We start from the raw sequence: 24,670 nt of genomic DNA, 5'->3' as shown, positions 1-24,670 counted from the left end.
GCTCGCCTGCCGACAGGCTGGTTGCTTATTACGCGGTGTACGCATCGTCCCAGCGAAAAGCGATCCGTTTTCGTGTCTCTTTCGCCGGCTCGACCATTATCATGATATTTCCTACGGTGCACTCGTGAATCGGCGCACGGTGAAGGGAACCGTCCAAAGCGTCAGGCCGTGACCAAACACTCTCGTGTGACAATTTCTCCCGATGCCGGTTTTTGTCACACACCTCCTCGCCATAATAATTCCTTTTGAATCAGGCACATGGTCGATGCGCTAAGCGTGCGCAGGCTATATCATGATATCGCCTCGCCCCTGCCGTCCACTTTGCAAGTCAGGACGCCAAAATCAGTAATGGCCTAAGCGCGGGAAGCAAGAAGCTGCTCGAGTTCCTTCAGCGCTCCGAAGCCCACGGCGCGCGTGTAATCGCGTCGCGAAAGCGAATACTCTCTCATTTCCCCGTGCCCCGCGGCGTTGTCGCAAACGGCACTTTGGTGAGTGACACTCCGCAAATCCAGCGTCCTCGCACCGGAGGATTTGGTGAACACGCGCGCGATCATCAGAGGGCAGAATGCGCCGATGCGCCGTGACTCTCTCGCTGCGTTGGCGACTTCAGCAGCTGCTTGTTCAGCGATCTGCGATCGCCAACCTGAACTGTGAACGAAAAATCTCATGCGTTCACCGGCGCATGCGCCAGCGCGAAGCCCCGTACCTCGCCGAGCAGCGGTGACAGACGAAGCCGTAGACCACGTGGGACGCTCTCCGGAGAGCGTCCCACCGCGTCGACGCGAGGATCTAAATTATTGAATCTACTAAAAAAAAGCGCTGTTACAAAATGAGCCGAATATTCACACCCCCCTTATTCGGCTCACTTTTTACATTATGAAACCGTGAGTTTCGCCGTTTCTCTTACAGAAACCGAATTTTTGATTCCGCGACGCGTCTTCCGGCGCGGCTACGACGCCACGCACGAGAACGCACAATGAACGGTCCTTGCGGTCATCGCCCGAAAATTGCTCAGGCCAGAACTCTTCGGGCCTCTGCCACGCCTCGCCCGAAATGGCCGCCGCCGGGCGGTAACGCGCACGCGGTGACATTGGCTAAAAAGAGGCCATCGCTTTGCGACGTGGAAGTTAGCCCGCAAGATCGCCAAGCAACGCGCGCCGGATCATCGAGGCACACACCGCGACATTCGCTAGGCGTGTAATCACCGAGGCACGCTTGCGCGGGGCGTGCACTACGGCGAAGCCTGCCGTTGCAACGGATTGAGTACTCCACACTGAAACACCTACGTTCGACTGGCGCATGCGTTAGCGCGAAGCCTCGTACCTCGCTAAGCAGCGGTGCCAGACGATGCCATAGGCCACGAGGGACGCTATCCGGAGAATGTCCCGTCGCCTTGACGTGAGGATCTAAATCATTGAAATTGCATCAAAAAAGCCTTGTTACAAAACGTGCCGAATATGCACATCCCCCTTATTCGGCACGCTTTTCGTATTGTGAAATCGCCGATATCACTGTTTCGTTTCCGGAAATCAAACTTCGACGCCGAAATGTGTCTTCCGGCGCGGTTAATGGCGCCCCGCACGAGGAGGCAACGACCGGAACTCCTCGTTCTGCGATAAGCGTTACGCAGATTGCGCTCATCGCCCGAGTCGCTTGGATCAGGGTTGATTCGGATGCTCCGCCACTGCCTAGACGAGATGGCCGCCGCAGGGCGGAAGACGCACGCCGCGGTGGCACTTGGCGAAGTAGAGGCCATCGGTTTGCGAGATGGAGGTTAGCCCGGTAGATCGCCGAGCAACGACAACTGACGGCGCGCCGGATCGCCGACGGACCCACCGCGGTGTTCGCTAGGTGTGTAATCACCGAGGCACGCTTGCGCAGGCACAGCGTGCACGCCGGCGGATTCTGCCGTTGCAACGGATTGGATACCCCCGCACTTCGCGAGAAGGCGATAAAACGCTTGCCTCGAGATATTCAAGCTCTTCGCGGCTTCCGATTTGACGCCATTCGCGCCCTTAAGAGCTGCGATCACCTGTTCGGGCGTGATCACGGGTCGCGATAGGCGCTCGGCCGTGGCAAATGTCGAGATGTATGCCGTTGCCTTTGCGGCGAGACTATGTCCTGCGGCTTCCACTAACTGTTGCATGGCCCTCTGATGAAGCTCTGGATCGGGCCGGTGGTCGGCGCGCTTGATGGGTGCCGGCACGCCGGTGATTTGCTCGTACATTCTCTGAAGGTACGCATGGCGTAGTCCATGCACGGTTACGCCCAAGCCGCCGCGGGTGATGCCCTCCGTTTGCAGGACGTGGTAGAAATGGCGATACCACTTTTTGAGGGACCACGGCTCTGGAATCATCGACCCCGTGCGTGGGTTGGCGAGCCTTGCAGCGCGGATCAGGACTTCGTATTGCCACTCGGCATCAATCGGCACGATCCTGGGCCGCCCACCCTTCGTGCCGTCGATGACATGCAGGTGGCCTGAGACGCGCAAACACTGCAGGGGACGCAAGAGCATGCTCTCCTGCGCGCGCAGCCCAAAGGTGGCCTGCAGCTCGACTTGGATTGCGACCCAACGGTCGCGTTCGCAGAGTCGGCAGATCGTGTTATTGACGTCGACGTTGGCCGCTTCCCAAGATCTATCTTCCTGAGCCACATAGTAGCGGCGATATCCGTCGGGCCGCTTGATGTAGTCATCGACGGTTCCCACGAGCTGATGCTTTTTCATCCACGCTGCAAGCGTGCGCCAGTAGGTGAGCTTGTTCTCGACCGTACCCGGCGCTTGTTCCTTCTCGGTGACCCAAAGTTTAACCAGATAGGCGATGTGTTTTTCAGAGAGGTTCCACGGCGACTGAAGCGCAAATCCGCCCTTTCGAAGTTCGCGAAAGCCCGCGATGAGATGTCGCACGCGGTATGTCTGTGTTTTGATGGAGATTGCGTTCGAGGTCACGCGTGTCTTGCTGTGTGCTTTGGATAGGTGGTGCTGAAAGAGTTCGGTGAGTTCTTTCGTGAGCCGCTGTGGCAGCCCGGCGTTGTCCAACAGTGCCGAAAAGTTGAGTTGGATTTTCACAGCTGTCGCATGAAAAGCGACGTTCTCACCTATCAAAAGAACGTCCCGGGGTGGTTGGAATGCTGCACGCTTTGCTTTCCGGGATCTTAGAGATCAGATTTTTGATTCACCCGGCACAGGGAAGCACTGCGGCCTGATGATCCTTGCGACGGACGAATCCGACGCACGGCTACTTGACCGCAGGCATAAGCCTGTCGAGCCAAGCAATTCTTGTTGCGCATTTTGTTTTCGGCTGCGCGGGCCGACAGAAAGAGATGAAGAAATCCGCACCGAGGGTGCAAGTGATTTCCCGTCTCGAGAGCTTGCTCATCACGATCGCCTCGATGTGGGACCGCGTGAGTCGAGCTTGGCGAGAATGCCGGAGACGAAAGGAAAGATTGACGTTCGCACTGTCCGTGCGAGCTTGTTCTCAGTCGATGAGGTTTTGCGTATTGCTGGCAAGGCTAGCGTTCATGCGGTTCTTGTTGAACTCAGTTTCCGACATGACACGGCCAGTTCAATGGGCAGCGCCGCTGCCGTTCAGTGAGATTGCGCTCATCGAGCGCGAGACTTGGTACAAATGGAGTGCGATGCACTCAGGTCGATGCGTCGGTGACGCGGATAGGTAATTAGGATACTAGGCTCTTCGGCGCGCGAGGTTTGACGGAAAGCTCGCGATTTCGATACGCCTTTCGACATTCGCCTTTCAATGCCCATACAAACCAGCTCAGCAGCGCAAAGCGAATCGAAATGTTGTGCTTCATCTTATGGTCGGCGGTCTCATGCTCACCGGTTCCATCGGTGGGCCGAATTCGCGCCGACGCCGATTGGTGCGCTTCTAGCGGCGCGCAAGCGTTGCGGGAACATTCCTGTCAACGCCGGCTAAAACCCGATCGGGTGATGGCCTTGACGATCCTGATTGCGTTGGTCGAAAAAGATCAGACGTACCGCACCGGAGCAGAATCGTACTGCCGCACGATGTCATCGTGCGTAAGCAGCACGATTCCTTCCGAGATCGCCTGAGCGATTAGCATCCGGTCAAACGGATCTCTGTGAATTGGCGGAAGCTGCAGTATCTCGAGGGCGTGATGAGCCTCTATCGAGAGCTCGTTATATCCGGCGTCAAGAAGGTTCGTTCGAAAAACGCGGGCATCGAGTTGGAAATCGGGACGTCGGAGCGAGCTCTTGATGACGATCTCCCAGATACTCTGAACACTGAAATAAAGCGTGTTGTTCGGGTCTTCGATCAGACTGCGCGCTTGCCCGGACAGCGCCGGATCATCGCTCGCCGCCCAGATGAGCAGATGCGTATCGAGAAGAAGCTTCACTTCGACTTGCCCTCGAACATATCAGCAATCTCGTCTGCACCCATCGCATCGAAGTCAGCAGGCACCTTCAGCTCCCCCTTCATGAATCCAATACGTCTGCGCGGCTTCTCCGCTTCTGTGTCGATCCGGACAACCTTGACCAACGGCTTACCGGCTTTCGCGATAACGAACGGCTGTCCGCCGTTCACCGTCTCATCGATGAGCTTTGAAAGATTTGTCTTGGCTTCGTGCATGTTGAACGTACGCATTTGCACCCCAATTAAACTTAGTCCGATAGACTTAGTTTATGATGGCGGTTGCGAAATTGCAACGGTATCGCATCGCCGAACTGAGACGAGCGAGCGTCGTTTTTTAGGGACGATCCGACGGTCATCCCGGGACAATTCGCCGCTTGGGACGCGGCAGAACGCGGAAGCTAGCTACCGGAGTTCACTGCACGGTCCCTTTCGGCCGCTGTCCGCTTCAGAGAAAGGTACCACGCAGGTACGAGCAGTCTCAGATGAGCGGCGTAGGCACCCGACGTTCCTGTCGCGAACATCGCCTTGCCGTCAGCACGTTCGGGTTGTGGCGTGAGAAGTTTACGGGCGAAACGCGTTCAAAGAGTCCGCAGGCCGTGAAGGAAGACGCCGCGTTTGTTGTCATTGCTCGCCTCGAAGGTGAGCCTGCGCTGACGCCATCTTCTGCGTCAGCCGAAACGGCATCGTTATCGACGCGTGATCGAGGGACGTTATCGCGGCGGCTGTGCATCGGCTCGATATCAACAGGCTAGACGATCACGCCGCGATGCTCGCCGACTGCGCCGCGCAAATGGATTCGATCGATATCGGGCTGGTCGCGTCGGGCACGCTGCCGGATCAGGCGGTCTGCCAGGACGATCCGCCGTCGCTGTGCGCGAGTTTCATACCAATGCGCTTTTGCTGATCGCGCTGCTCACGCCGATCGCCAATCGGCTCGAAGCGCAGCGGCATGGCACGCTCGCGGTGATTTCGTCGCTGGCGGGCGATCGCGGACGGCCGTCGAATTATCTGTATGGCAGCGCGAAGGCGCATTGCAGGCGTTTCTCGAAGGAGCGGCCCCAGCAGCGGCAGGCCCGCGATCATCGGTGTGGCGACGAAGCCGGGTTTGATATCGACGACATGCACGCCCACCTTGAAAAGCCACGGGCGCAGACCCTAGCCGATCGCCAGGCCGATGCAACCGCCGACGTAGCGCATCTCGGCTGTCCCGAAGATGTGGTTGGAGCCGAATTCCACGCCCCAGAAGATCGCGGTCGTGACGAGGCCCATCGTCACGTAGAGCGTGAATATGGTCGCGTCGTGGCGCGCATTCTCCGCCTTGAAGCGGAAGACTTATTTCTTGTCGAGCACGTATTTCACGACGAGGCCGACGCCGGTGCAGATGAATACCGATAGCAGGATGTGGCACGGGCCCGTGTAGAGGCGCGTGGCGAGCTCCTGCGCGCCGATGTTGGCGGCAGTGGCGATGGCGGCGAATAAGGTGTAGAGGAGGCCGAGTTGCATATGTCCGGGATCGGATGAGTGATCGAAAGCTTTATAATTGCACGCATCCAGAGCGCGAGCGGCGCTAACTTGCACTAACTAGCGCGATAGTGGAACCGGTCGCGCCTAATGCGTATCGATACACGTTCCTGATATACCTGAAGGCATTCGCGAGAATTCCGCGCCAGGACCCTGCGAACTTACACCCTCAAGCAGCAGCAACAACCGGTAACGATTATTTTGAATATCTTGATGTCGGCGTTCACGAGCCGCTGCTTGATGAACTTGCTGCCGATCGCCAGCAAGATCCGGACGGAGGGTGGCACGTGCATTTCCTCCTGTTCCCCCGTCTTTCGGACCCGGATCACACCGGCCTCTATGACAGCGATATCCAGTCGCATGCCTTGTTGACGGCGCCCATCAATTCGACTTTCGAATTATGCGAGACGACGGAAGCCGATTGCATCGCCGCCATTCAGCGCTGCGTCGGGCAGAAGCATTATGACGGCGTCCTCATGACGACCTGTCATCTCTGGCCGGAGTTGAAACTGCGCAAATGGGTGCAAGCGGTGTCGCCGAAAACGCGGTTTGTCGGGCTTCAGCATGGGTTCGTGCAGTTGTGGTCGCATTACGAAGCGCGGTTCGAGTCGTACGACTATCTGGGCGTTTTCGGAGAAGCCTTCACGACTCGTCTCTCTCCCGAGTTCCAGGACCGGGCGGTGGCGCTTTCGCTTCCCATCCTCGATTCCTACAGCGCCGAGGCGCGGCCCGAGGAAGAAAGCATACTGTTCGCGCTGCAAAGAGACATTCCCCCCGATGAACTCCGGCAACTGTTCCAGGACATCGAAGCATCGTCCGGCAAGAAGATCATTCTGCGCGTTCACCCGGAACACGTCTCGCACTATGATGTGCTTCGGCCGATCTTCGAGTTCTCGGATCCTGCCGAGCCGCTTTCCCGCGCGCTCGAGCGCACTTCGGCGGTGATCACGTCAGGCAGCACGCTTGCGCTTGCGTCGCTTTCGATGAATCGACCCACGGCGATCTTGCGTCACCTGGGCGGTGAAGAGTATGAACCGTTTGGCATAGTCGCCGACGGGATGACGGCTTACTCGATATTGCAGATTCTGATCGATATCGGGAACCCGTTCGGGGTCCGGCTCGACGGCATACTGGAACCTTACACGGGCCGTCCGGGACGACGCGTCGATGATGCCTATGAGACGCTGCAAGCGCTGCTCGTGCCGCCGAAGCGCGATGCAACGGGCGCAGCGAACATGTTCAGCGGCTGGCTTCGACGCATCCTTGGCGGGGCCTGACGCCTGAGGGCGCCCGCGCTCACAGGACTTCCCCACAACCCACGGGCGGCAGGCTCACGCCTGCCGGTCGCGACGCCCGGTTGCCGTATGATTTCGGATCTTTCGAGTTCCCCCTTCCGCGCTTATGCACCCTGCCATCAAGGACCGCCCCCTTCCGACATCGACTATCCGGTCACCGGGCGTCTGGCCTTGTCTCGTGCTTTTGCTACTGGCGCCCATTCTCGTCAAGGCGCCCTTGCTCATCGGAGCGCTGATTGCGGATCCCGCACTGCTCTACGCCGGCCTGCACAGCCACTTGCATGCGGGTCCACTGACGGGCTATCCGCCGTACCCGACTATCGATCCGAATATCGCCTTCACCAGCCACGCGCTCGGACGGCGGGCCGCGCTCAATCTTTTCGACGGGCAATCGCTGTGGTGGAATCACTTCGAAGGTGTCGGCGTGCCGCTCGCCGGGGAGGTGCAGTCCGCAGCGCTGTTTCCATTGACCTGGCTGCTCATCCTTCGCGACGGACAGTCGTATATGCACATCGCGCTGCAGGTCATCGCCGGCTGGTCGACATGGGCGCTGCTGCGTCGCATCGGATGCACACCGCTTGCCGCGACGGCCGCCGCGCTTGTCTTCGAATTCAACGGCACCTTCGCCTGGCTCGCCAACGCGGTCGTCAATCCGATCCCGTTCCTGCCGCTCACCTTGCTGGGTATCGAGGTCTTGTGGGATCGTGTGGCGACCCGGCGCAAAGGCGGGGCGGCGTGGCTGATCATCGGACTGGCAGCGTCGCTGTATGCCGGGTTTCCTGAGGTTGCGTATCTGGACGGCCTGCTCGTCCTGGTCTGGGCGCTGGTCCGCGCGGCGTCGCTGCCGCGCGATCTTCGCCTCGCCTTCTGGGTGCGTATCTGCGTCGGCGGCCTGGCGGCCCTTGCTCTGGCGGCGCCCGCACTGGTTCCCTTCTTCGACTTTCTTCCGCTCGCGAATACCGGCGGCCACGGAGACGGTTTCGCATCCGCGCACCTCAGCCCGAGCTATGCGCTGGCACTGCTCTCCCCTTATGCGTTCGGCAGCATTTTTCAGCAAGCGCCGTTCGCGGACTTCTGGGGCTCCGTCGGCGGCTACGCGGGTTACGTCCTAATGGCGCTCGCGCTGTGCGGTATTCGAGGGCCGACGCATCGCGGCTTGAGTCTCGCGCTCGCGCTCTGGACGGCGGTATGCCTGGCGCTGACCTACGGAATGCCGGGCGTGAGCGTGCTGCTGCATATCGTTCCCGGCCTCAAGCTCGCGGCTTTCTACCGCTATCTGCCGCCTTCGTGGGAATTCAGCATGTGCACGCTGGCTGCGTTCGCGCTGACCGATCTCGCAACGGCCCCGAGCGCGCGCCGGCTCAGGGTCATGACCGTGCTCGTCGGGCTGGCTTGCGCTCTCGGCGCCTGGACGATGGCTCACGCGGGCTTGCATCCCGTCGGCCGCATCCCCCATATCGCCTGGATCGTGACCGCGGCGTTTGCAGCGGCGCTGTTTGCAATCACATGGCAATGGAGGCCGGTGGCTTCGCGCACACGCGTGCTGGCAGGTCTGCTCGCGTTTGAAACCGTGTTGTACTTTCTGATACCGGTCCTGAGTTATCCGTCTCGCGGCACGATCGAACTCGGCGGCGTCCACTACCTTCAACAGAATCTCGGCTTTCAGCGGTTCGCCACGCTCGGGCCGGTGCAACCGAACTACGGGTCGTACTTCGGCATCGCATCGGTCAACCATAATGATTTGCCGATTCCGAAGGCATGGACCAACTATGTCGCGGCCCATCTGGACGGCAACGCCCCGCCCATTCTCTTTACCGGTGTTTCGCGCGACGATCCGGGCGGTCCGAGTGCAGCCGACAGCCTAGTAGCGAGCCTCGAAGCCTACCGTCGAATCGGCACACGCTATGTGCTCGCGCCGAAGGATTTCGAGGGAACGCCAGGCTCCGCCGGGTTCATGCAACGTACTCGTGATCCCGATACCAAACTCGCCCAGGTCTTTGCAGATGACCGCATGCGAATCTTCGAGATTACCGATCCCGCGCCGTATTTCTCCGCCGCCGGCTGTACCTTGTCGATCAAGGATCGCGACACGCTCGACGCACGCTGCGACAAGCCCTCGACGCTCGTCCGTCTCGAGCTTGCGATGAAAGGCTGGAGCGCTCGCGTGAACGGCGAGTCACGAAGGATCGAGACGACCGGAGAGATCTTCCAGAGCGTCGCACTGCCGCAGGGCGAATCGACGGTTCGTTTCGTGTTCACTCCGCCATTCATCAACTGGGCGTGGCTTGCGTTCACTCTCGGTTTGCTGGTGCTTGCGGGTGATTTGCTTCGTGGACGTTCGAGATCCGCTGGAAACCGCGCCGCGAGTGGCGAGGGCGCGACGCGGGGCATGCGTTAACATTACGCAACATTCACTTTCCTTCGCACGCCAGCGCGTGCCCGGATTCAGTACGTGACTTCATTCATGGCCGAAATATTGCAGCTACGCATTGCCGTCGTCGTACCGTGCTACAACGAGGCAGCAACGATCGCGCACGTCGTCCGCGATTTCCGGTTTCATCTGCCGTCGGCCGAAATCTACGCGTTCAACAATAATTCCACCGACGACACGGGCGCGGCCGCGCGCGCCGCCGGCGCTCAGGTGATAGACGTGCCCTTGCAAGGCAAGGGCAACGTGGTGCGACGCATGTTCGCGGACGTGGAAGCCGATGTCTACGTGATGGTGGACGGCGACGCGACCTACGATGCCGCCGCCGCGCCGGAGCTGGTCGGAGCGCTCGTCGAAAACCGCCTCGACATGGTCGTGGGCTCGCGTCTGAGTGACGAAGAAACGGCATATCGGCTCGGACACCGCTTCGGCAACATCTTGCTCACACAGTGCGCCGCAACGATTTTCGGCCGGACCTTCAAGGACATGTTGTCGGGCTATCGCGTCTTTTCGCGGCGCTACGCGAAAACCTTCCCTGCTCACTCAGCCGGTTTCGAGATCGAGACCGAACTCGCCGTCCATGCGCTCAGCATGCGAATGCCGGTGGTCGAAATCGAAACGGATTACAAGGCTCGTCCGGAAGGCTCCGAAAGCAAACTGAATACATATCGCGACGGATTCCGGATCCTGCTCACCATTCTCAAGCTGTTCAAGGCGGAGAAACCCTTCGCCTTTTTTTCCGTGGGCTTTACGGTTTGCGTCGTGCTGTCGGTGCTGTTTGCGATTCCTGTCTTCGAGACCTATGTCGAGACCGGACTGGTTCCAAGGATTCCGACCGTGATCCTCAGCAGCGGCTTAATGCTGACCGGCGCGATTCTTCTCATCAACGGACTGGTGCTCGATACCGTCACGCGAGGGCGCAACGAACTCAAGCGCCTCGCTTACCTCGCCATTCCGGTCACGAAAGCGCGAGGGCGCGTTGAGTAACGTGCAACGCGAGTTCCTGCGTTTCGACTTTGCCGGCGTCGTCGGCTTCGTCGTCGATGCCGGTGTGCTGTACGCCGCGCTTTCCCTCGGATGCGGACCTTATCTGGGGCGCGTGATCTCTTTTCTCTGCGCCGCTTTTGTGACCTGGCAGATCAATCGCCGTATTACCTTTGCCCGGAGGGCTACGATTTCGCCATGGCGGGAATGGTGGGAGTAGCTCTTTGCGATGTCGTTCGGAGGCGCATGCAATTACGCCATCCTATGCGCTGGCCATCTCGATCCTGCCCCCCTCGCCCGGCGCGCCGGCGCTCGCGGTAGCCGCGGGTTCCACCGCGGGGATGTTCGTCAATTTCCTCTCGACGAAGCTCTGGGTGTTCCGTCACGCGCGGTCGAAGTCCCGTTAGTGACAGCACGTTGCGCAGGCGCCGTCTGAATCCGTTTCCCGAAGGTTCGGGTCAGACCGATGGGTTAGAATGCGGCACATAATCCGCTAGACGCCCGTCACAGCCTGTCCGTCATGGCCTGCAGCGGTGCTCAGCACCTTTCTCGAGAAATCCAGCAAGATGGGCATTACACCGAACCGCGAAGGCATTCTCGTCTTCATTCCCGCATATAACTGCGCGCGTCAGATTGGCCGCACGCTCCTGCAACTCAAGGGATGCGAGGCGCTTTTCCGTGAAGTGATCGTCGTCGATAATCGAAGCACCGACGACACGGTCAAATCCGCGATTTCTGCCGCGGCGCAACTGGACTTGCCGGTTCGCGTCATGCAGAACTGGGATAACCTCGGTCTGGGCGGCTCGCACAAGAGCGCGTTCGCCTATGCCGCGCGTGAGGGATTCGATTTTCTAGTGGTCCTTCACGGCGACGATCAGGGCAGCATACGCGATTTGCTGCCTCATATCGAGCGAGGCGAACATCGCACGGTCGACTGCCTCCTCGGCGCCCGCTTCATGCCCGGCTCGCGGCTCGAAGGCTATTCCGCGTTCCGTACGTTCGGCAACGAGGTATTCAATCTGCTGTTTTCGGCGGCCAGCGGCAAGCGCCTCTATGACCTGGGCTCGGGTCTCAATATGTATCGCGTCGATGCCGTCAGGAATCTGCGTTATCAGGGTTTCGCGGACGACCTTACGTTCAACTACTTCATGATCCTGGCGACAGTCTGGCGCCGGTGGAAGATCCGCTTCTTTCCAATCAGCTGGCGCGAGGACGATCAGGTGTCCAATGTCAAACTGACACGCCAGTCGCTCCAGGTTCTGAAACTGCTGACGACGTTCGTGTTCCGGCGTCGTGATTTCCTCGACGGGCAGCACACCATCCGCTCTCCCGACGACTACCGGTTCGATACCGTGTACGACAGCACGCTCTCGACTCAGCCATCGGGGCAGCCTGATGTCCCTCGTTAGTCGAAAGCGCCTGTTGTTTTGGGGCTTCGGTGTATCAGCGGTCCTGTTCGTCGGCTCGCTCGCGCTCTGGCTCCCGCTCGGCTGGTCCCGCACGGGCTTCCCTCCAGCCAGCGACCTGATCTGGCCGATCGTCCTGTATGCGATGGCGCACGGCGCCCGCATGCTGCGACTCGGCCTGCTTCTTGGCAGCATTCGGTTGCGCAAGCTGCTGGGGCTTTACCTCTATACGGCCGCCTGCTCGGCAGTGATTCCGTTCAAGCTCGGCGAACTGGTGCGCGTCAATGAGTTTGCCTGGCAGCAGTCGGGAAGCATCGCGCGAGGTGTCGTGATCGTCTGGGTCGAGCGCGTATTCGACATGGTCGCGCTCGGCGCCATGATCCTCGTCATCCTGACACGCACCGACGTGGAAGTGGCACCGATCGCCCCCGTTCTCTGGCTGAGCACGGCATTCGTGCTGGCCACGCTGTGCTTCTTCTTCGTGTTGCCGGAACAACTGGCCACGTTGAATCTGCATGTGATCCGAACCTATCGCGACGAAAAGGCCGTTCGCATTCTCAGGGTTCTCGAGACGATCAACGATCTGTCCCAACTGGCAAGGCCTCTTCTTAGCGGCCGCATGTTGACGCTCGCCTTCGTCACGCTGTTCATCTGGTGTTTCGAACTTCTCGCCCTGGGGCTGCTCACGCGGGATCTGAATAGCTGGAGTCCGCTCCTCAGGCTCGTCAGCCAGTTCGCCGACATCATCATCCATCGGCCGGCGCACGCGGCGTCGAACGACGCGCTGGTCTCTGTTTTCGATCAGTGGAAGATTCAGATTCTGTGTGTTCCCGGAATCATCGCATTGATCCTGTTTCGCAAATGGCGACGCGCCCCATCTCAGCCTGAAGGATTGACGAGGTGAAGAAGATACTGATCTACGACAACACTCAGCCGCCGCCGAGTGACGTCTGCAACCTGCTGGGTATCGAACGATTCTCGGATGTGTACTACCGCAAGCGCTCACTGGACCGCTGGATCTCCGACCTCGCCGGGCAGGCGGGTCTGACGTTCGTCGATCTGGAATCGCTGATGCATGCCGACTCACTGGCGAAACCGCCGCTTTCCGGCCCCGGCAGACAGACGATCATCTATATTCCCGCCTGGATCGCATTCGGCTGCGCGGAAAAGGAGGCGGCGCTCTTTCTCCAGAAACTCAGCCTGACGCGCAATAACCTGCGGGTGGCGAATGACACCAACCAGTTCGATCCTTATGCACCACATATGATGGTGCTCGTGGACGACCTGGCTCAGTCGTTCCTGCGGGCCGTCGCATCGGGGGAGTCGGCCGAGTCGTTCTTCCGGGAAGCTGGCGAGCAGTTGCAGCCCGTGCCCGATCACGCCAGCATGATCGACTTGCGCGACCCGCTTCGCTTCACGGATTACCTGACCAGCAATTTCGACGCGCGCTTTTTCAATTCCGTTCAGACAGTCAACGAATTCGTCCTGCTGAAGCGGTCGACCGACGCCGCCAAGTTGAAGCGCGAACACGACTTCTATCGTCTTCTGCCCGCGTCGATGCAGATGTTCTTCGTGCAGCCCTACGATTTCACGCGGGAAGCGCAAGGCGCGAGCTACAAGATGGAGCGCCTGTTCGTTCCTGACATGGCGCTGCAATGGATCCACGGCTCGCTCAACAGGGTCCATCTCGAACGCTTCCTCGATAAAGTGCTGTTCTTCGTGCGATCGCGACCGGCCAGGCCGGTGCCGCGCGACATCGCCGAACGTACGCGCGACGAAGCGTACCGGTCGAAGCTGCTCGTGCGTCTGGAGCAACTCGAAGCGCTGCCTGCCTATGCATCGATCGAGCCTTATGCACGTGCGACGTTCGGCGGGGTTCGCTCCCTGCTGGACCGGTATCTGAAGTTGCTCGACAAGTCGCAACCTGCGGAAATCGAGAAGAGCCTGTGCATCGGGCACGGCGATCTGTGCTTCTCGAACATTCTGTACAGCAAGACGACCGGCCTCATGCGTTTCATCGACGCGCGAGGCGCGGAAACCGAAGATGAGCTGTATGTCAATCCTTACTATGACATCGCCAAGCTGTCGCATTCGGTGGTCGGCAACTACGACTTCATCAACTATGGGCTCTTCCGCCTGGACATCGGCAGCGATCTGAAGGTGCGCCTGCACATCGATGCGAAGCCTCAGCCGTGGGCCACCGAGATGTTCCGGCAGAAGCTCACCGAGAGCGGCTTCGATCCGGAGCTGACGCGACTCTACGAGGCGTCGTTGTTCATCAGCATGGCTCCGCTGCACATCGACGTTCCGAAGAAGGTGATCGCTTTTCTCGTGAACGCGGCAGACATACTCAACGAACTCGAACGCAATTTCTGAGGAGGCTCAGGTGCTGGTCAAGCAAAAATGCATTGTGATGGACATCGACGGCACGTTGTGTCCCAAGAAACTTCCGGACGAATCGTATGCCGATCTGCTGCCGATACCGGAAATGATGGAGCAGCTCGCACGCTATCGCGAACAGGGCTTCTACGTGATCTTGTTCACGGCGCGCAACATGAATACCTACGACGGCAACGTCGGCCTCATCGTCGCGAACACGGGCAAGCTGTTGATGGAATGGCTCGACAGGCATCAGGTCCCCTATGACGAACTGCATCTCGGCAAGCCCTGGCCAGGACGCGGCGGTTTCTATGTCGACGACAAGGCCATTCGTCCCGACGAATTCCTCAAGCTCTCCTACAACGAGGTTCTCAAACTTGTCGGCGAAGAGCCGGGCGGAGAATGACGATGGTGAACGTGATCATCACGATGGGTGGCCTCGGCAAGCGTTTTCGGGATGCCGGCTACACCGTGCCGAAGTATCAGATCGAGGCGCATGGCAAGACGCTCTTCACATGGTCGATGCTGAGTCTCTCGAGTTTCATCGAGCAAAGGGCGCGGTTCATTTTCATCGTTCGTGAGGAAGACGGCGCGCGAGCGTTCATCGAAAGCGAAGCGGCACGGCTCGGCATTGCCGACCGTCAGGTGCTCGAGATCGGCTATCTCACCGACGGACAGGCAACGACCGCGACGCTCGCTCGCGATCTAATCACCGATCCGTCGCAACCGATGCTCGTGTACAACATCGACACGTTCGTGCATCCGTCGGCGCTGCCGGCAGATGCCACGCGCGGCGACGGTTGGGTGCCGTGCTTCCCCGGCAAGGGTGACGGCTGGAGTTTCGCCGCGGCGGAGCCGGACGGGCGCATCACGGAACTGCGAGAGAAAGTACGCATCTCGCCTCATGCAACGATCGGCCTGTACTGGTTCTCGTCGTTTTCGCTTTATAACGATGCGTACGAGCGCTACTACCGTGACGGCAGCCGCATGGAGAAGGGCGAGAAATACATCGCCCCGCTCTATAACGAGCTCATCTCCTCCGGCCGCCCCGTCTATCTGCATGAAGTGCCGGAAGGCGCCGTCTATCCGCTGGGCACGCCTGCGGAAGTCGAACGATTCCTGCAAAACGCGCCGCCCTCGCTCTGATGCGTCGTATCTGCCTCAAGCCTTCTCGCCCGAGTTCGTTACGTGACATCTGACTCCGTCCCTCTGCGCGCTGCCCGCCCGATTCTGGCTTCCGTGCTTGCAGGCTTGTGCGCCGCGCTTCTGACGGCTCTCGTCGTCGCGTTGTTTCTGCGCGCGCATGCCCTGCCTCGTGTGGCCTGGCTCACGACGCCGGTCACGCTCGCGGCGGGCGCGTCGGTGGCGCTGTTCGTGCGCCGTGGTTGGCGATCGGTACGCATAGTGGATCTGGCGGCACTCGTCGTCGGTATCGCATGCGTCGCGGCGCTCGTTCCGCCGGTCGCGCAGCACTATCCGAAAGTCAGTGTCACGGCGACGGGACAGAAGAATCCGGCATCGGCTTCGTCGGAAGTATGGGTCGGACTCGAGTCCGGTGCGCAGTCGTTCGACGGTCACTGGTCGGGCGCGGGCGATGCCTGGGAGCCGCGCGGTCAGCGCTATGTTTCCTATCGCAACCAGCCAGCGACACTCACGTGGGAAGGCGCCTGGGGCGAAGGTGCAAGACTCGAGCTGGGACGTCACTCGTGGTCCGGCATCGCGCGGGTGGACATCGGCGGGAAAGAGCAGACGCTCGATCTCTATGCGCCAGTCGCGAGCACATTGACCATCCCGCTGCCCAGACCTTCGCTCTCGTGGAAGGACAAGGCCCTGTGGGTCGGGTTCGCGGCGGCCGTCATGCTGGCTGTCTCGGTGTTCGGCCACTTCCTCAGGGCGTTGCCGGTCCTCTGGTCGGGTAGTCTCGCCATCGCATTTCTGATGTCCTGCATCACGCTCTTTGCGGTGCACGAGCGGTCCTACGCGGGCGATTTCGACGTCGTGGCATTCGATTCGAACGCACCGGTGACGACAGTAGAACTGGACGCGGGGCAAGGTTTCGCTCCCGAGTTGAATTACCCGTTGAAACCCAGCACGCCGAGCCGCTTCGAGACCGCAGCGTCGCCTGATGCCGCGTGGCGGATCGAGGCGACGGACAGCGCGATGATCGGCATTCCGTTGGCCTCGAGCGAGCCGAACGGGCCAGAGACGGCCAACGACGGTGTGCAGCCCGTTTCGGTCGGCCGCACGTCGATCTACACGCTCGAGGGCAGCAAAACTCCGACGCTCGCGGTAGTCGAACCGGACTCGCAGAAGCATGCCATCGCAATACCGCAGTCGGGATCGGACAAGATTTTCGTGCTCGTCGAGCGCGATGCAACGAGCTTGCGTGTCACCGTGAGCCGTTCGTTCGGTTCGCTGGCCATCGGCTCGGACTTCTCCGGCGATGTGACGAAAGCACGTATTCTGGCCGACAACGGCCGCGCCGCCAGCAAGCTCTTCCGCATTTCCTTCGACGCGCCATTTCAGGCGTTCGAGCTTCAGCCCGCCGGCAACGATGCCTATGCGGTCACGTCCATCCGTCGTCCCGATAGCCGCATGTTCGTGGCGATCAAACTGCTAGCCGCCGCGGAGACCTTCCTCCTCGTCATGCTGATTCCGGTTGCGGCCTGGACCTGCAGGTCGCTGGCGCAACTGGCGAAACGCGGAAGACCGGTCAGCGTCATCATCGGAACCGTTGGCATCGTCGGCTGGATGGGGGTTGCGGCGCTCATCACCTGGCCAGGCGTAGTCGGATGGGACGGCACGATGCCCTACGTCGTCTTCGACGCGGGAGCCTACGACACATGGTATGGCATCGGATATCCGCTGCTGGTCGGCGGACTTCTGTTGCTGGAAGGGCCGAAGCTCGTCACGGCAACGGGTGTCGCAGGAACGATGCTTCTGCTGCTGGTCACTCTCACGATTGGGCTCGGCGCCACGCGCCGGGGAATTCGCGCGCTGATCGTCACGCTTTGCGTCGCGTGGCTGCCGCTGACGATCATCCCGTTTGCCAGCGCCGTGCATTTGCGTGACGCGATGAACGGTCTGGTCATGGCGAGCTTCGCCGTGTGCGTGTTCGTGATGCTGATGAAGTGGAGCCGCTGGTCCGCGAGCCAGCGTTGCGTCATCGTTGCGGCGCTCGTTTGCAATGGCCTGGTTGCAGCACTGCTTCGGGTCGACAATATTCCTACGCTCGGCATCTGGTTCGCCGGTGCATGCCTGGTTCTGAGCGGCAGCCGTGCGCGTCGCCTCGCCATGGTCGCGATCGCCGCAGTGGCGTGGCTGTCGATCACCCCATTGGCCGAACGCGCGCTGTTTTCTGATCGGACCGCACTGAGCGCGGCAAAGCGCATGTACGCCACCACGGCGCTCGTGAATCCGGTGACCGGCATGCTAAAGATTGGGCAGAACCGGTTGTCGGCAAGCACTTCAGCGCAAACGCGCGAGGTACTGGATAGGCTGATCGACGTGGATTTTTCTCTGGCGCACTGGTCGCCCTACGAAATCGTCTACTGGCATCAAACCCATACGGAACGAGCGCCACCGACAGACGCGGACGTACGGGATCTTCAGAAGACGTACGTGCGGCTGGCGCTGGAAAGTCCCGTCCTGTTCATCAAGATCCGGCTGGCGACGTTCGCCTCCAATCTCGGCTTCAGCGGGTCGGTTGACGGTCTGAGGATGCCGTCCAACTCGTTTGAACTTCAGTCTTTCTATGATCAGCTGGCCGATTCGGGCGGCTCGATGAAGAAATTCCAGTGGCTTTACAGCTTCGCTCCCGAAGGCCATCACTGGATCGACAGCCTCCGGTCCCTGCGTCACTGGACGGCGATGGTCGCGACTCACATTCCGCAATTGATCGTCTGTCTCGTCGCGCTCGCATGGTTCCGGCGCTATCCGCCCTGCGCGCTGCTCGCGGCGGGAAGTGTCGCGCGCGTGTGCGTGTTCTTCCTGTTCGCGCCCGCTTCCGTGTTCCTTTACCTCTACGATCTGCAACTGATTGGTTTCTGCCTGCCATTTCTGATGGCGGGCTGGACACCCCAGCAGGAATCTCCTGCTACCCGCCATTGTGGAGATGCCTAGCATGCTCATGCGTTTCGGAGTCGTATCCGGTCTCGGATGGCTCATCGACTTCTGCCTGTTCGTCACGCTGACCGCTTTCAAGTCGCCAGTCTGGCTCGCCAATACGGCGAGCGCGACCGCCGCGGTTCTGTTCGTATTTTTTGTGTCGGTGCGGCGGATCTTCGAATACCAGGGTCACTATCTGCTCGGGAAACTGGTGCGCTACATCGTGTATCAGGCGATCGCGATTCTGACTGCTTCCGTCATCATCGACTTGCTGACTCATCATCTGGGCCTGGCACCGATCGTCTCCAAGATCATCGTCACGCCCCTGACCTTCTACTGCAACTTTCAATTCATGTCGTTCATTACGACTGGCCGGCTGAGGCTGCGCTAGACACACACGACTGAACCCGCACCTTTAGAGATAGACCGGCCCCGACCGAACGACTCGCGTTGTTTGAGCAAAGCGCCCTCTATATTTTGAGATAATCGACGCGCCCGATCGAACGACTCCCGTTGTTTGAGCAAAGCGCCCTTATATTTTGAGATAGCCGGGGCGCCCAATGGACGACTCGCAATGTTTGAGCGCAGGCGCCTCTATATTTTGAGATGGCCGAGGCGCCTGATGGAACGATTCGCATTGTTTGAGGAAAGTGCTCCTTATATTTTGAGATAACTGAGACACCCGATGGAACGACTCGCATTGTTTGAGAAAAGCGCTCCTTATAGCGCAATCGAAGCATCCATTCACATGGCGCGCTATCTCTCGGCCAGAGATGCGTGCAAGGGTCAGGATGTGCTCGACATCGCCTGCGGGGAAGGGTACGGCTCGTGGCTCATGCGCCAGTGGGGCGCTACCTCCGTGCTGGGTATCGATGTTTCCGAAGATGCGGTGCGGCGTGCGCAGGTGCGTTTCCAGGATCCCGCAGTCACTTATCGCGCGGCGCCCGCGGAAAACCTTCAGGAAATCGTGGGCGACAAGCGGTTCGGATTGATCGTCTCACTGGAAACCATCGAGCATCTGAACGATCCGAGGGCGTTCCTGCAAAATCTCAAGGCGGTTGCGGCGCCCGGCGCGACGATCATCGTCTCGGCGCCCAACGATCACTGGTACTTCAAGGACGGCGGCACGAATCCGTATCACCTGCACCGGTTCACGCGCGCGGAATTCCAGCAACTCGCCGAAGACGTGCTCGGACCGGCCACTTCGTGGCATTTGGGGACGCTTGCCGTCGGTTTCGGCATGTTCGATGAAGCCGGCGAAGCGAAGCGCGCGCGCAGCAACGACACCCAGGATCGCATGCTCGAGTACGTCGATCTCGCGCCCGGCATTTTCGTACCGATGCAGGACGATGTCGCTCCCGTGCCAGAAGAGACGTCCTACTACGTCGGCGTGTGGGGGCCGGCGAAGATTGGACCCGCGCTGTTCGCGGGCTACCCGGTATCGATGGATATCGGTAGGCAGGAGCTCTTTCCAGGCGACGCATTGTGGGGCACGCGGATCAGCGCGGAGCGCACGCGCGCGGCCGTTGCTGCCAACTTTCAGAAGAGCCTGGAAGTAGCCGAGAACAATCGTGCGCAACTTCAGACGCTGCTTGAAACCGCCGAGCAGTCGAGAAGCGCGATCGAGGCGCAACTGCACTTCTGCGAACACGAGAACGAAGCGCTACTGGTCGGGGTGCGTGCGGCGAAGGCCGAGAACCAGCTCGTCTGGGAGGCGATCGCACGCCACGAAGACCAGAACCGCATCCTGCAGGATGCGCTGCGCAACCAGCAGGATGCGCTGAACGAAGCCAATCAGCGACTGGCCTCGGTCCCCTGGCGCATCGTCCGGATCTGGTTCGCGATTCGCCGACGCGTGCCGAAGCCCATCCTTCGTTTCATCGGCGCGTTGCTCGCGAGGAGGCGTTGATACGATGAACACCACTTCAGCGCTGGAACTGGAACTCGAAACGCGCGCGTATCTCGGCCATCGTCTGCATGAGTTTCTGGCGGCCGATTCTGGAAAGCCCGACGGCGCCAATATCGGCGATAACGGGCTGCATCTCACCATCGCCATGTGCATCGACGGAGACAGCGCGCCGGCGCTTGCGCTCTGTCAATCGATCGCACAGCATCTGCCCCACTTCGCGGGCAAGGTGCTGATCATGGTCAACGGCGCAGACGCAGCGAGGTTCGATTCGCTGAAGCAGTTTCGGAACGAGTCCGGCCTCAACTTGCGACTGGAGTTCACGGGTGCGAAAGCGAACGCGTCTGCATGCCGGAACCGGATGGCGAGCTTCGCGGAAACGAGCTGGATCATGTTCGCCGAGACCGGCCTGACGTTCACGCGCGACATGCTGAGAGATGCGCAGCGCGACATCGCGAGTCTCGGATGTCACTTTCTCGCGATGTCGGCCGCCAGCCAGAGCGCCGTTAATGGAACCACCGGCATCGGCTATCTGGTGCCCCGGATCGCGCCCGGACGGCTCGAAATCTCGCGTGAGATGCTGCTTTCGACGAGACCGCACACACATGGCGGCGGGTACCTCATCACCTTGCTTGCGGGTCCGGCGGTATTCCTGAAGGTTGCGTCCCTGCAGGCGCTGGGCGGATACGACGAAGCGCTCGCGGAAGGGCTGGACGAAACCGACTTTTCCCTGCGAATCTTCGAGGACGGCCGGAAAATCGGCATGAGCGATGCGCCGGGACTGACGCTCGCTCCCGCGCAACCGCGCCCTGCCGTTCCCGATGCCGACGTTCTACGAGCTTCGACGGATCAATTCAATCGCAAGCACCATCTCCGCGCACCCTGGGTCGAGCCGGCTCCGCCGGCGCCGCAAGCCGCCGCCGTCGCAGTCGCGCCGCCCATGGCGGGAACGATCGCAAAGACGCGTCCGCGCATCGCGCTCATGGTCGACACGGGAACCTGGGCGCTCGCGAACATCGCGCGTCAGATCATGCGATACACCTCGGACGAGTTCGAGTTCGACATGATCACGCTCAAGGACATCGGCAATCCCGTGCTGGTGCTCGAGATGACACGAGGGCACGATCTGGTGCACATGTTCTGGCGCGAGCCGCTGCATCATCTCGACAAGGACTGGGGACGTCCGTACGTCGAACGTTTGTGTGGAGGCTGGAAGCCCTTTGTCGAGCGGCTCATCGCTCCACGCCCGGTCACGTTCACGGTGTTCGATCACCTGTTCCTCACTCAGGAGGAGACGCTTGCGCGTGGGCCCATGTACCACTTGGCAAACGGATACACGGTCAGCTCGGATATCCTAAAGCGCATCTACGAGAACATTCCTCACTACCCGAAGCCGCAAGGCGAAACGCCGGACGGCGTCGATCTGACGCGCTTCAGCCCGTCGAATCTCGGACGCTTTGCAAGCGGCAACACGCGGGAACTGCGGATCGGCTGGTCCGGCAACAGTGCCTGGGGAGCCGCCGGGACGGGTGGCGAGCGGCTGGATCCGAAAGGATTTCATACCATTCTCAAGCCCGCGCTGGAGATGCTGCGCGCGAAGGGCCTTCGGGTCAGCGAGCATTTCGCCGACCGCCAGGTGCGGCACATTCCGCACAGTCAGATGCCGGCCTACTACAATTCGCTGGACGTTCTGATCTGCTGTTCAGAAGCCGAGGGCACGCCGAATCCGGTTCTCGAAGCGATGGCCTGCGGCGTTCCGGTCATATCGACGAACGTAGGAATCGTGTCGGAGGCGCTCGGACCTCGTCAGCGGGAGTTCATCCTGAAAGAGCGGTCGTCCGAATGCCTCGCCGAAGCGATCGAGAAACTCATCGTCGACCGGCATCGCTTGCAGGAAATGTCCGCTGAGAATCTGGAGAGCATCAAAAGCTGGGACTGGAGCGTTCGAACGCAGGCTTATCGCAAGTTTTTCCGCGAAACCCTTCAACGCGCCAAAGCGCATCGTTGAGGCGTCTGCCGGACCGGCGCGATATGCGCTGTCCGGCTATCGCCTTCGAACGCTGCTACCCCCGCAGGCGTCGCTTCACTGCGCGCGCCACTCTCGCGCCCGCCGACAATGCGGACAACGCCCACGGCGCGACGCGCTTCAACTTCTCGTGGAACCGCACCGCGACGAACACCGCACGGCTTCGTTCGAAGTAGTCGAGTCGCGCGCGCGCCGCATCGAGCTCCTCTCGCAATGCCGCCGCATCCGCGCCGGCCGCTACGCCGCCCTCGATCACATAGAGTGGCAGACGTGAACGTCCCAGCGTGAGCGACTTGTTGCGCAAAAGATCGTGATACAGCGTGCGATGCCGCGCCAGCCGCTCTGGCGAATGGAACATCGATTCGCTGCGCCGGCGATAAAAGAAGTGGATGCCATTCGTTACGATGAAGCGCTTGCCCGCCATCACGGCGCGCATATAGAAGTCCCAGTCTTCGTACGCCTCGAGCTCGTCGCGGTATCTCAATTCACGCAGCACCCGCGTCCGGCTGATGCACGTCGCGGTCGAGAAGCGATTCTCGATCGTGCCGGCGGCGCGAGCCTCGCCGTAGAAGACTGCATAGTCCGCGAAGGCGACTTGCTGACCAATCTGCCCTTCCTCTGCATCGTGAAAGAAACCGGTCTGCGGCACGACGAAATCGTACTCAGGCTGATTCTCCAGAGCCCGCACCGCCAGCTCGATGAAGCCAGGGCCGATGAGATCGTCCGCATCGAGCGTCAGCACGTATTCGCCGCGGACATGCGCCAGCGCTGCGTTTCGCGTCGCCGCAAGACCGAGGTTCATGGGATTGCGCACGATGCGCAGGCGTTCATGCACGCCCTCGAGACGCTCGATCGTGAGCTGGCTGAAGCTATCCGTCGAACAGTCGTCGACGACGATGATCTCGACATTCGAATACGTCGACGCGAGGACCGAGTCGATCGTCCGGCGCAGATAGTCGCCCAGGTTGAAATGAGGGACGAGCACGGAAACAAGTGGCTGCGTCGCTTTATCCGCTTGCGAGCCCGGGTCGCTCCTGTCGCCAAGGGTCCACGGCGCCGGCGTCGAAGGAATCTGCACAACAGCCCGCGCGCCGCCCTTCACCGCGCGCGCGAGTGCCGCGGCAAGGCTTGCTGCGCTGCCGTCGAACTTGAGGCAATTGACGTTGTCGATCCACGGCGAGTTCTCGCCGAACGCGGGATTCGATCCATTGAGGACACACACCGCGCCAGAGAGCGAAGCCTCGTAAGCCGACAGGCAGAACGATTCGAACGACGACGCCGTGACGCAGACGGAGCGCGAAACGATCGCGTGTCGCTCGGTCGCGCTGAGATCGATCAGAAAACTGAAGCGATTCTTCAGGTCGTCCGGAATCATGCGCTTGATGCGCGCGAGGAATTGCGGGTCTGTCGCGTGCGCGGCAAGAACGATCGAGCCGCGGTAGTCCGGCGTCGCGCCGAGAAAGCCGCAACATCCGCGCACGAAGAGTTCCGGCCGTTTGAGATGCTGGATCTTCGACGAAAAAACAATGTTCACATCGATCGAAGGTTCGATGGATCGCGTGGCGACCGTGCCCGTATCGAGCAACACGGGCGATGCATGGAAACACAGGCGCGGCGACCATTGTTCGTCGGAGAACGCGAAGAAGGTCTGAATTGCCTTGGCGACTTCCGGCAATTGCGCCACGATCAGATCGCAATCGTCCAGCGCCTTGCGTTCGAGATCGAACACCACCAGGGCTTGCTTGTCGGCCGGCCGGTTGTCGACGTCCGCCAGAAGACTATCCGCCGTATGCAAGCGAACCGCCAGCACCGTGTCCTGAAACGCCGATCCGAGCAGCTTCTCCTGAATGCTCGCGAAGCCGAGACCGCCCCAGTCGTGAAACTCGACGTAATCGAGATGCCCGACTTCATCGGCGAGCCGGCGCAGGCCCTGCATCGCCCTCACGGAAAGCCAGTGCCATTCGGAATCGGTGAATGCCCACTCGGGTGGATAGCTCGTTCCGTCACGATCGGACAGGCTGTAGTTCTGCCGCGATGCGACGACCAGCCGTACCTTCGGATAGAGCATCGCGAACGAGCTTGTGTCGATATCATTGCCGACCCAGACGACGGCCGTGCCAGCCAGTTCTTCTTCGGTCGACACCGACAGCATGTTTGCGATGGAACGCCCGATGCCGCCATGCGTGAAGGGATACAGTTCCTTGGTAACGAATACTCTCATGGGCAT

Annotated in this window: 21 protein-coding genes; 16 read left to right on the top strand and 5 right to left on the bottom strand. The window is 60.4% G+C overall.

Annotated elements, in window-relative coordinates:
* Window positions 1-1,774 precede the first annotated feature (1,774 nt).
* From PQR08_RS07525 to PQR08_RS07515, 3 genes are all read right to left on the bottom strand, one after another.
* Window positions 1,775-3,067 (bottom strand): integrase domain-containing protein, encoded by a 1,293-nt coding sequence (locus PQR08_RS07525; RefSeq protein WP_408161209.1) that lies wholly within the window; start codon window positions 3,065-3,067, stop codon window positions 1,775-1,777.
* A 917-nt stretch (window positions 3,068-3,984) separates the two neighbouring features.
* Complete coding sequence (locus tag PQR08_RS07520; protein WP_250490198.1) at window positions 3,985-4,374, bottom strand: type II toxin-antitoxin system VapC family toxin; 390 nt, start codon at window positions 4,372-4,374, stop codon at window positions 3,985-3,987.
* Complete coding sequence (locus PQR08_RS07515) at window positions 4,371-4,622, bottom strand: type II toxin-antitoxin system Phd/YefM family antitoxin (protein WP_250483977.1); 252 nt, start codon at window positions 4,620-4,622, stop codon at window positions 4,371-4,373. The genes PQR08_RS07520 and PQR08_RS07515 overlap by 4 nt, the downstream gene beginning before the upstream one ends.
* 143 nt (window positions 4,623-4,765) lie before the next feature.
* Here PQR08_RS07515 and tnpA point away from each other — a divergent pair, with 143 nt between their 5' ends.
* Genes tnpA through PQR08_RS38830 form a run of 3 tightly spaced genes read left to right on the top strand, consistent with a single transcriptional unit; the run spans window position 4,766 to window position 5,786 of the window.
* Entirely contained in the window at window positions 4,766-5,143 is a 378-nt protein-coding gene (gene tnpA / locus PQR08_RS07510; RefSeq protein WP_408161208.1) for an IS66 family insertion sequence element accessory protein TnpA, read from the top strand.
* Entirely contained in the window at window positions 5,116-5,295 is a 180-nt protein-coding gene (locus PQR08_RS07505; RefSeq protein WP_408161245.1) for a hypothetical protein, read from the top strand. The genes tnpA and PQR08_RS07505 overlap by 28 nt, the downstream gene beginning before the upstream one ends.
* Complete coding sequence (locus PQR08_RS38830; RefSeq protein ID WP_456264719.1) at window positions 5,262-5,786, top strand: hypothetical protein; 525 nt, start codon at window positions 5,262-5,264, stop codon at window positions 5,784-5,786. The genes PQR08_RS07505 and PQR08_RS38830 overlap by 34 nt, the downstream gene beginning before the upstream one ends.
* Here PQR08_RS38830 and PQR08_RS38825 read toward each other — a convergent pair.
* Entirely contained in the window at window positions 5,724-5,894 is a 171-nt protein-coding gene (locus PQR08_RS38825; RefSeq protein WP_456264718.1) for a GtrA family protein, read from the bottom strand. The genes PQR08_RS38830 and PQR08_RS38825 overlap by 63 nt on opposite strands.
* Window positions 5,895-5,983: 89 nt before the next feature.
* Here PQR08_RS38825 and PQR08_RS07490 point away from each other — a divergent pair, with 89 nt between their 5' ends.
* The 13 genes from PQR08_RS07490 to PQR08_RS07430 all read left to right on the top strand — a co-directional run bounded on the left by PQR08_RS07490 (window position 5,984) and on the right by PQR08_RS07430 (window position 22,425).
* Complete coding sequence (locus PQR08_RS07490) at window positions 5,984-7,189, top strand: hypothetical protein (protein WP_408161207.1); 1,206 nt, start codon at window positions 5,984-5,986, stop codon at window positions 7,187-7,189.
* Between the two features lie 196 nt (window positions 7,190-7,385).
* Window positions 7,386-9,605 (top strand): hypothetical protein, encoded by a 2,220-nt coding sequence (locus PQR08_RS07485; RefSeq protein ID WP_408161206.1) that lies wholly within the window; start codon window positions 7,386-7,388, stop codon window positions 9,603-9,605.
* A 66-nt stretch (window positions 9,606-9,671) separates the two neighbouring features.
* A complete protein-coding gene (locus PQR08_RS07480; protein WP_408161242.1) occupies window positions 9,672-10,622 on the top strand; it encodes a glycosyltransferase family 2 protein in 951 nt (316 codons plus the stop codon).
* A 1-nt stretch (window position 10,623) separates the two neighbouring features.
* Window positions 10,624-10,839, top strand: a complete 216-nt coding sequence (locus PQR08_RS07475) for a GtrA family protein (RefSeq protein ID WP_408161241.1) — start codon at window positions 10,624-10,626, stop codon at window positions 10,837-10,839.
* 313 nt (window positions 10,840-11,152) lie between these two features.
* Window positions 11,153-12,028, top strand: coding sequence for a glycosyltransferase family 2 protein (locus tag PQR08_RS07470; protein WP_408161205.1), 876 nt, complete (start codon window positions 11,153-11,155; stop codon window positions 12,026-12,028).
* Entirely contained in the window at window positions 12,015-12,929 is a 915-nt protein-coding gene (locus PQR08_RS07465) for a lysylphosphatidylglycerol synthase domain-containing protein (RefSeq protein WP_408161204.1), read from the top strand. The genes PQR08_RS07470 and PQR08_RS07465 overlap by 14 nt, the downstream gene beginning before the upstream one ends.
* Window positions 12,926-14,401: an aminoglycoside phosphotransferase family protein gene (locus PQR08_RS07460; RefSeq protein WP_408161203.1), complete on the top strand. Its 1,476-nt coding sequence runs from the start codon at window positions 12,926-12,928 to the stop codon at window positions 14,399-14,401. The genes PQR08_RS07465 and PQR08_RS07460 overlap by 4 nt, the downstream gene beginning before the upstream one ends.
* A 10-nt stretch (window positions 14,402-14,411) precedes the next feature.
* Window positions 14,412-14,810 (top strand): HAD family hydrolase, encoded by a 399-nt coding sequence (locus tag PQR08_RS07455; RefSeq protein ID WP_408161202.1) that lies wholly within the window; start codon window positions 14,412-14,414, stop codon window positions 14,808-14,810.
* 2 nt (window positions 14,811-14,812) lie between these two features.
* Window positions 14,813-15,550 carry a glycosyltransferase family 2 protein gene (locus PQR08_RS07450; RefSeq protein ID WP_408161201.1) on the top strand — a complete coding sequence of 246 codons (738 nt, stop codon included), beginning with the start codon at window positions 14,813-14,815 and terminating at the stop codon, window positions 15,548-15,550.
* Between the two features lie 141 nt (window positions 15,551-15,691).
* Window positions 15,692-18,526, top strand: coding sequence for a hypothetical protein (locus PQR08_RS07445; protein ID WP_408161200.1), 2,835 nt, complete (start codon window positions 15,692-15,694; stop codon window positions 18,524-18,526).
* Window position 18,527: 1 nt separating this feature from the next.
* Complete coding sequence (locus tag PQR08_RS07440) at window positions 18,528-18,902, top strand: GtrA family protein (protein ID WP_250476998.1); 375 nt, start codon at window positions 18,528-18,530, stop codon at window positions 18,900-18,902.
* A gap of 357 nt (window positions 18,903-19,259) precedes the next feature.
* On the top strand, window positions 19,260-20,420 hold the full coding sequence (locus PQR08_RS07435) for a methyltransferase domain-containing protein (RefSeq protein WP_408161199.1): 1,161 nt from the start codon (window positions 19,260-19,262) through the stop codon (window positions 20,418-20,420).
* Between the two features lie 4 nt (window positions 20,421-20,424).
* Window positions 20,425-22,425, top strand: a complete 2,001-nt coding sequence (locus PQR08_RS07430) for a glycosyltransferase (protein WP_408161198.1) — start codon at window positions 20,425-20,427, stop codon at window positions 22,423-22,425.
* A gap of 55 nt (window positions 22,426-22,480) precedes the next feature.
* On the opposite strand, the gene PQR08_RS07425 is transcribed toward PQR08_RS07430, so the two are convergent.
* Complete coding sequence (locus tag PQR08_RS07425; protein WP_408161197.1) at window positions 22,481-24,664, bottom strand: glycosyltransferase; 2,184 nt, start codon at window positions 24,662-24,664, stop codon at window positions 22,481-22,483.
* Window positions 24,665-24,670 lie beyond the last annotated feature (6 nt).

It is taken from the genome of Caballeronia jiangsuensis (assembly GCF_046030135.1).
In the GTDB taxonomy this organism is placed as follows: Bacteria; Pseudomonadota; Gammaproteobacteria; order Burkholderiales; family Burkholderiaceae; genus Caballeronia; species Caballeronia jiangsuensis.
The sequence above is the reverse complement of the archived record's forward strand: the minus strand, read 5'-3'. Positions and strand labels throughout refer to the sequence as shown.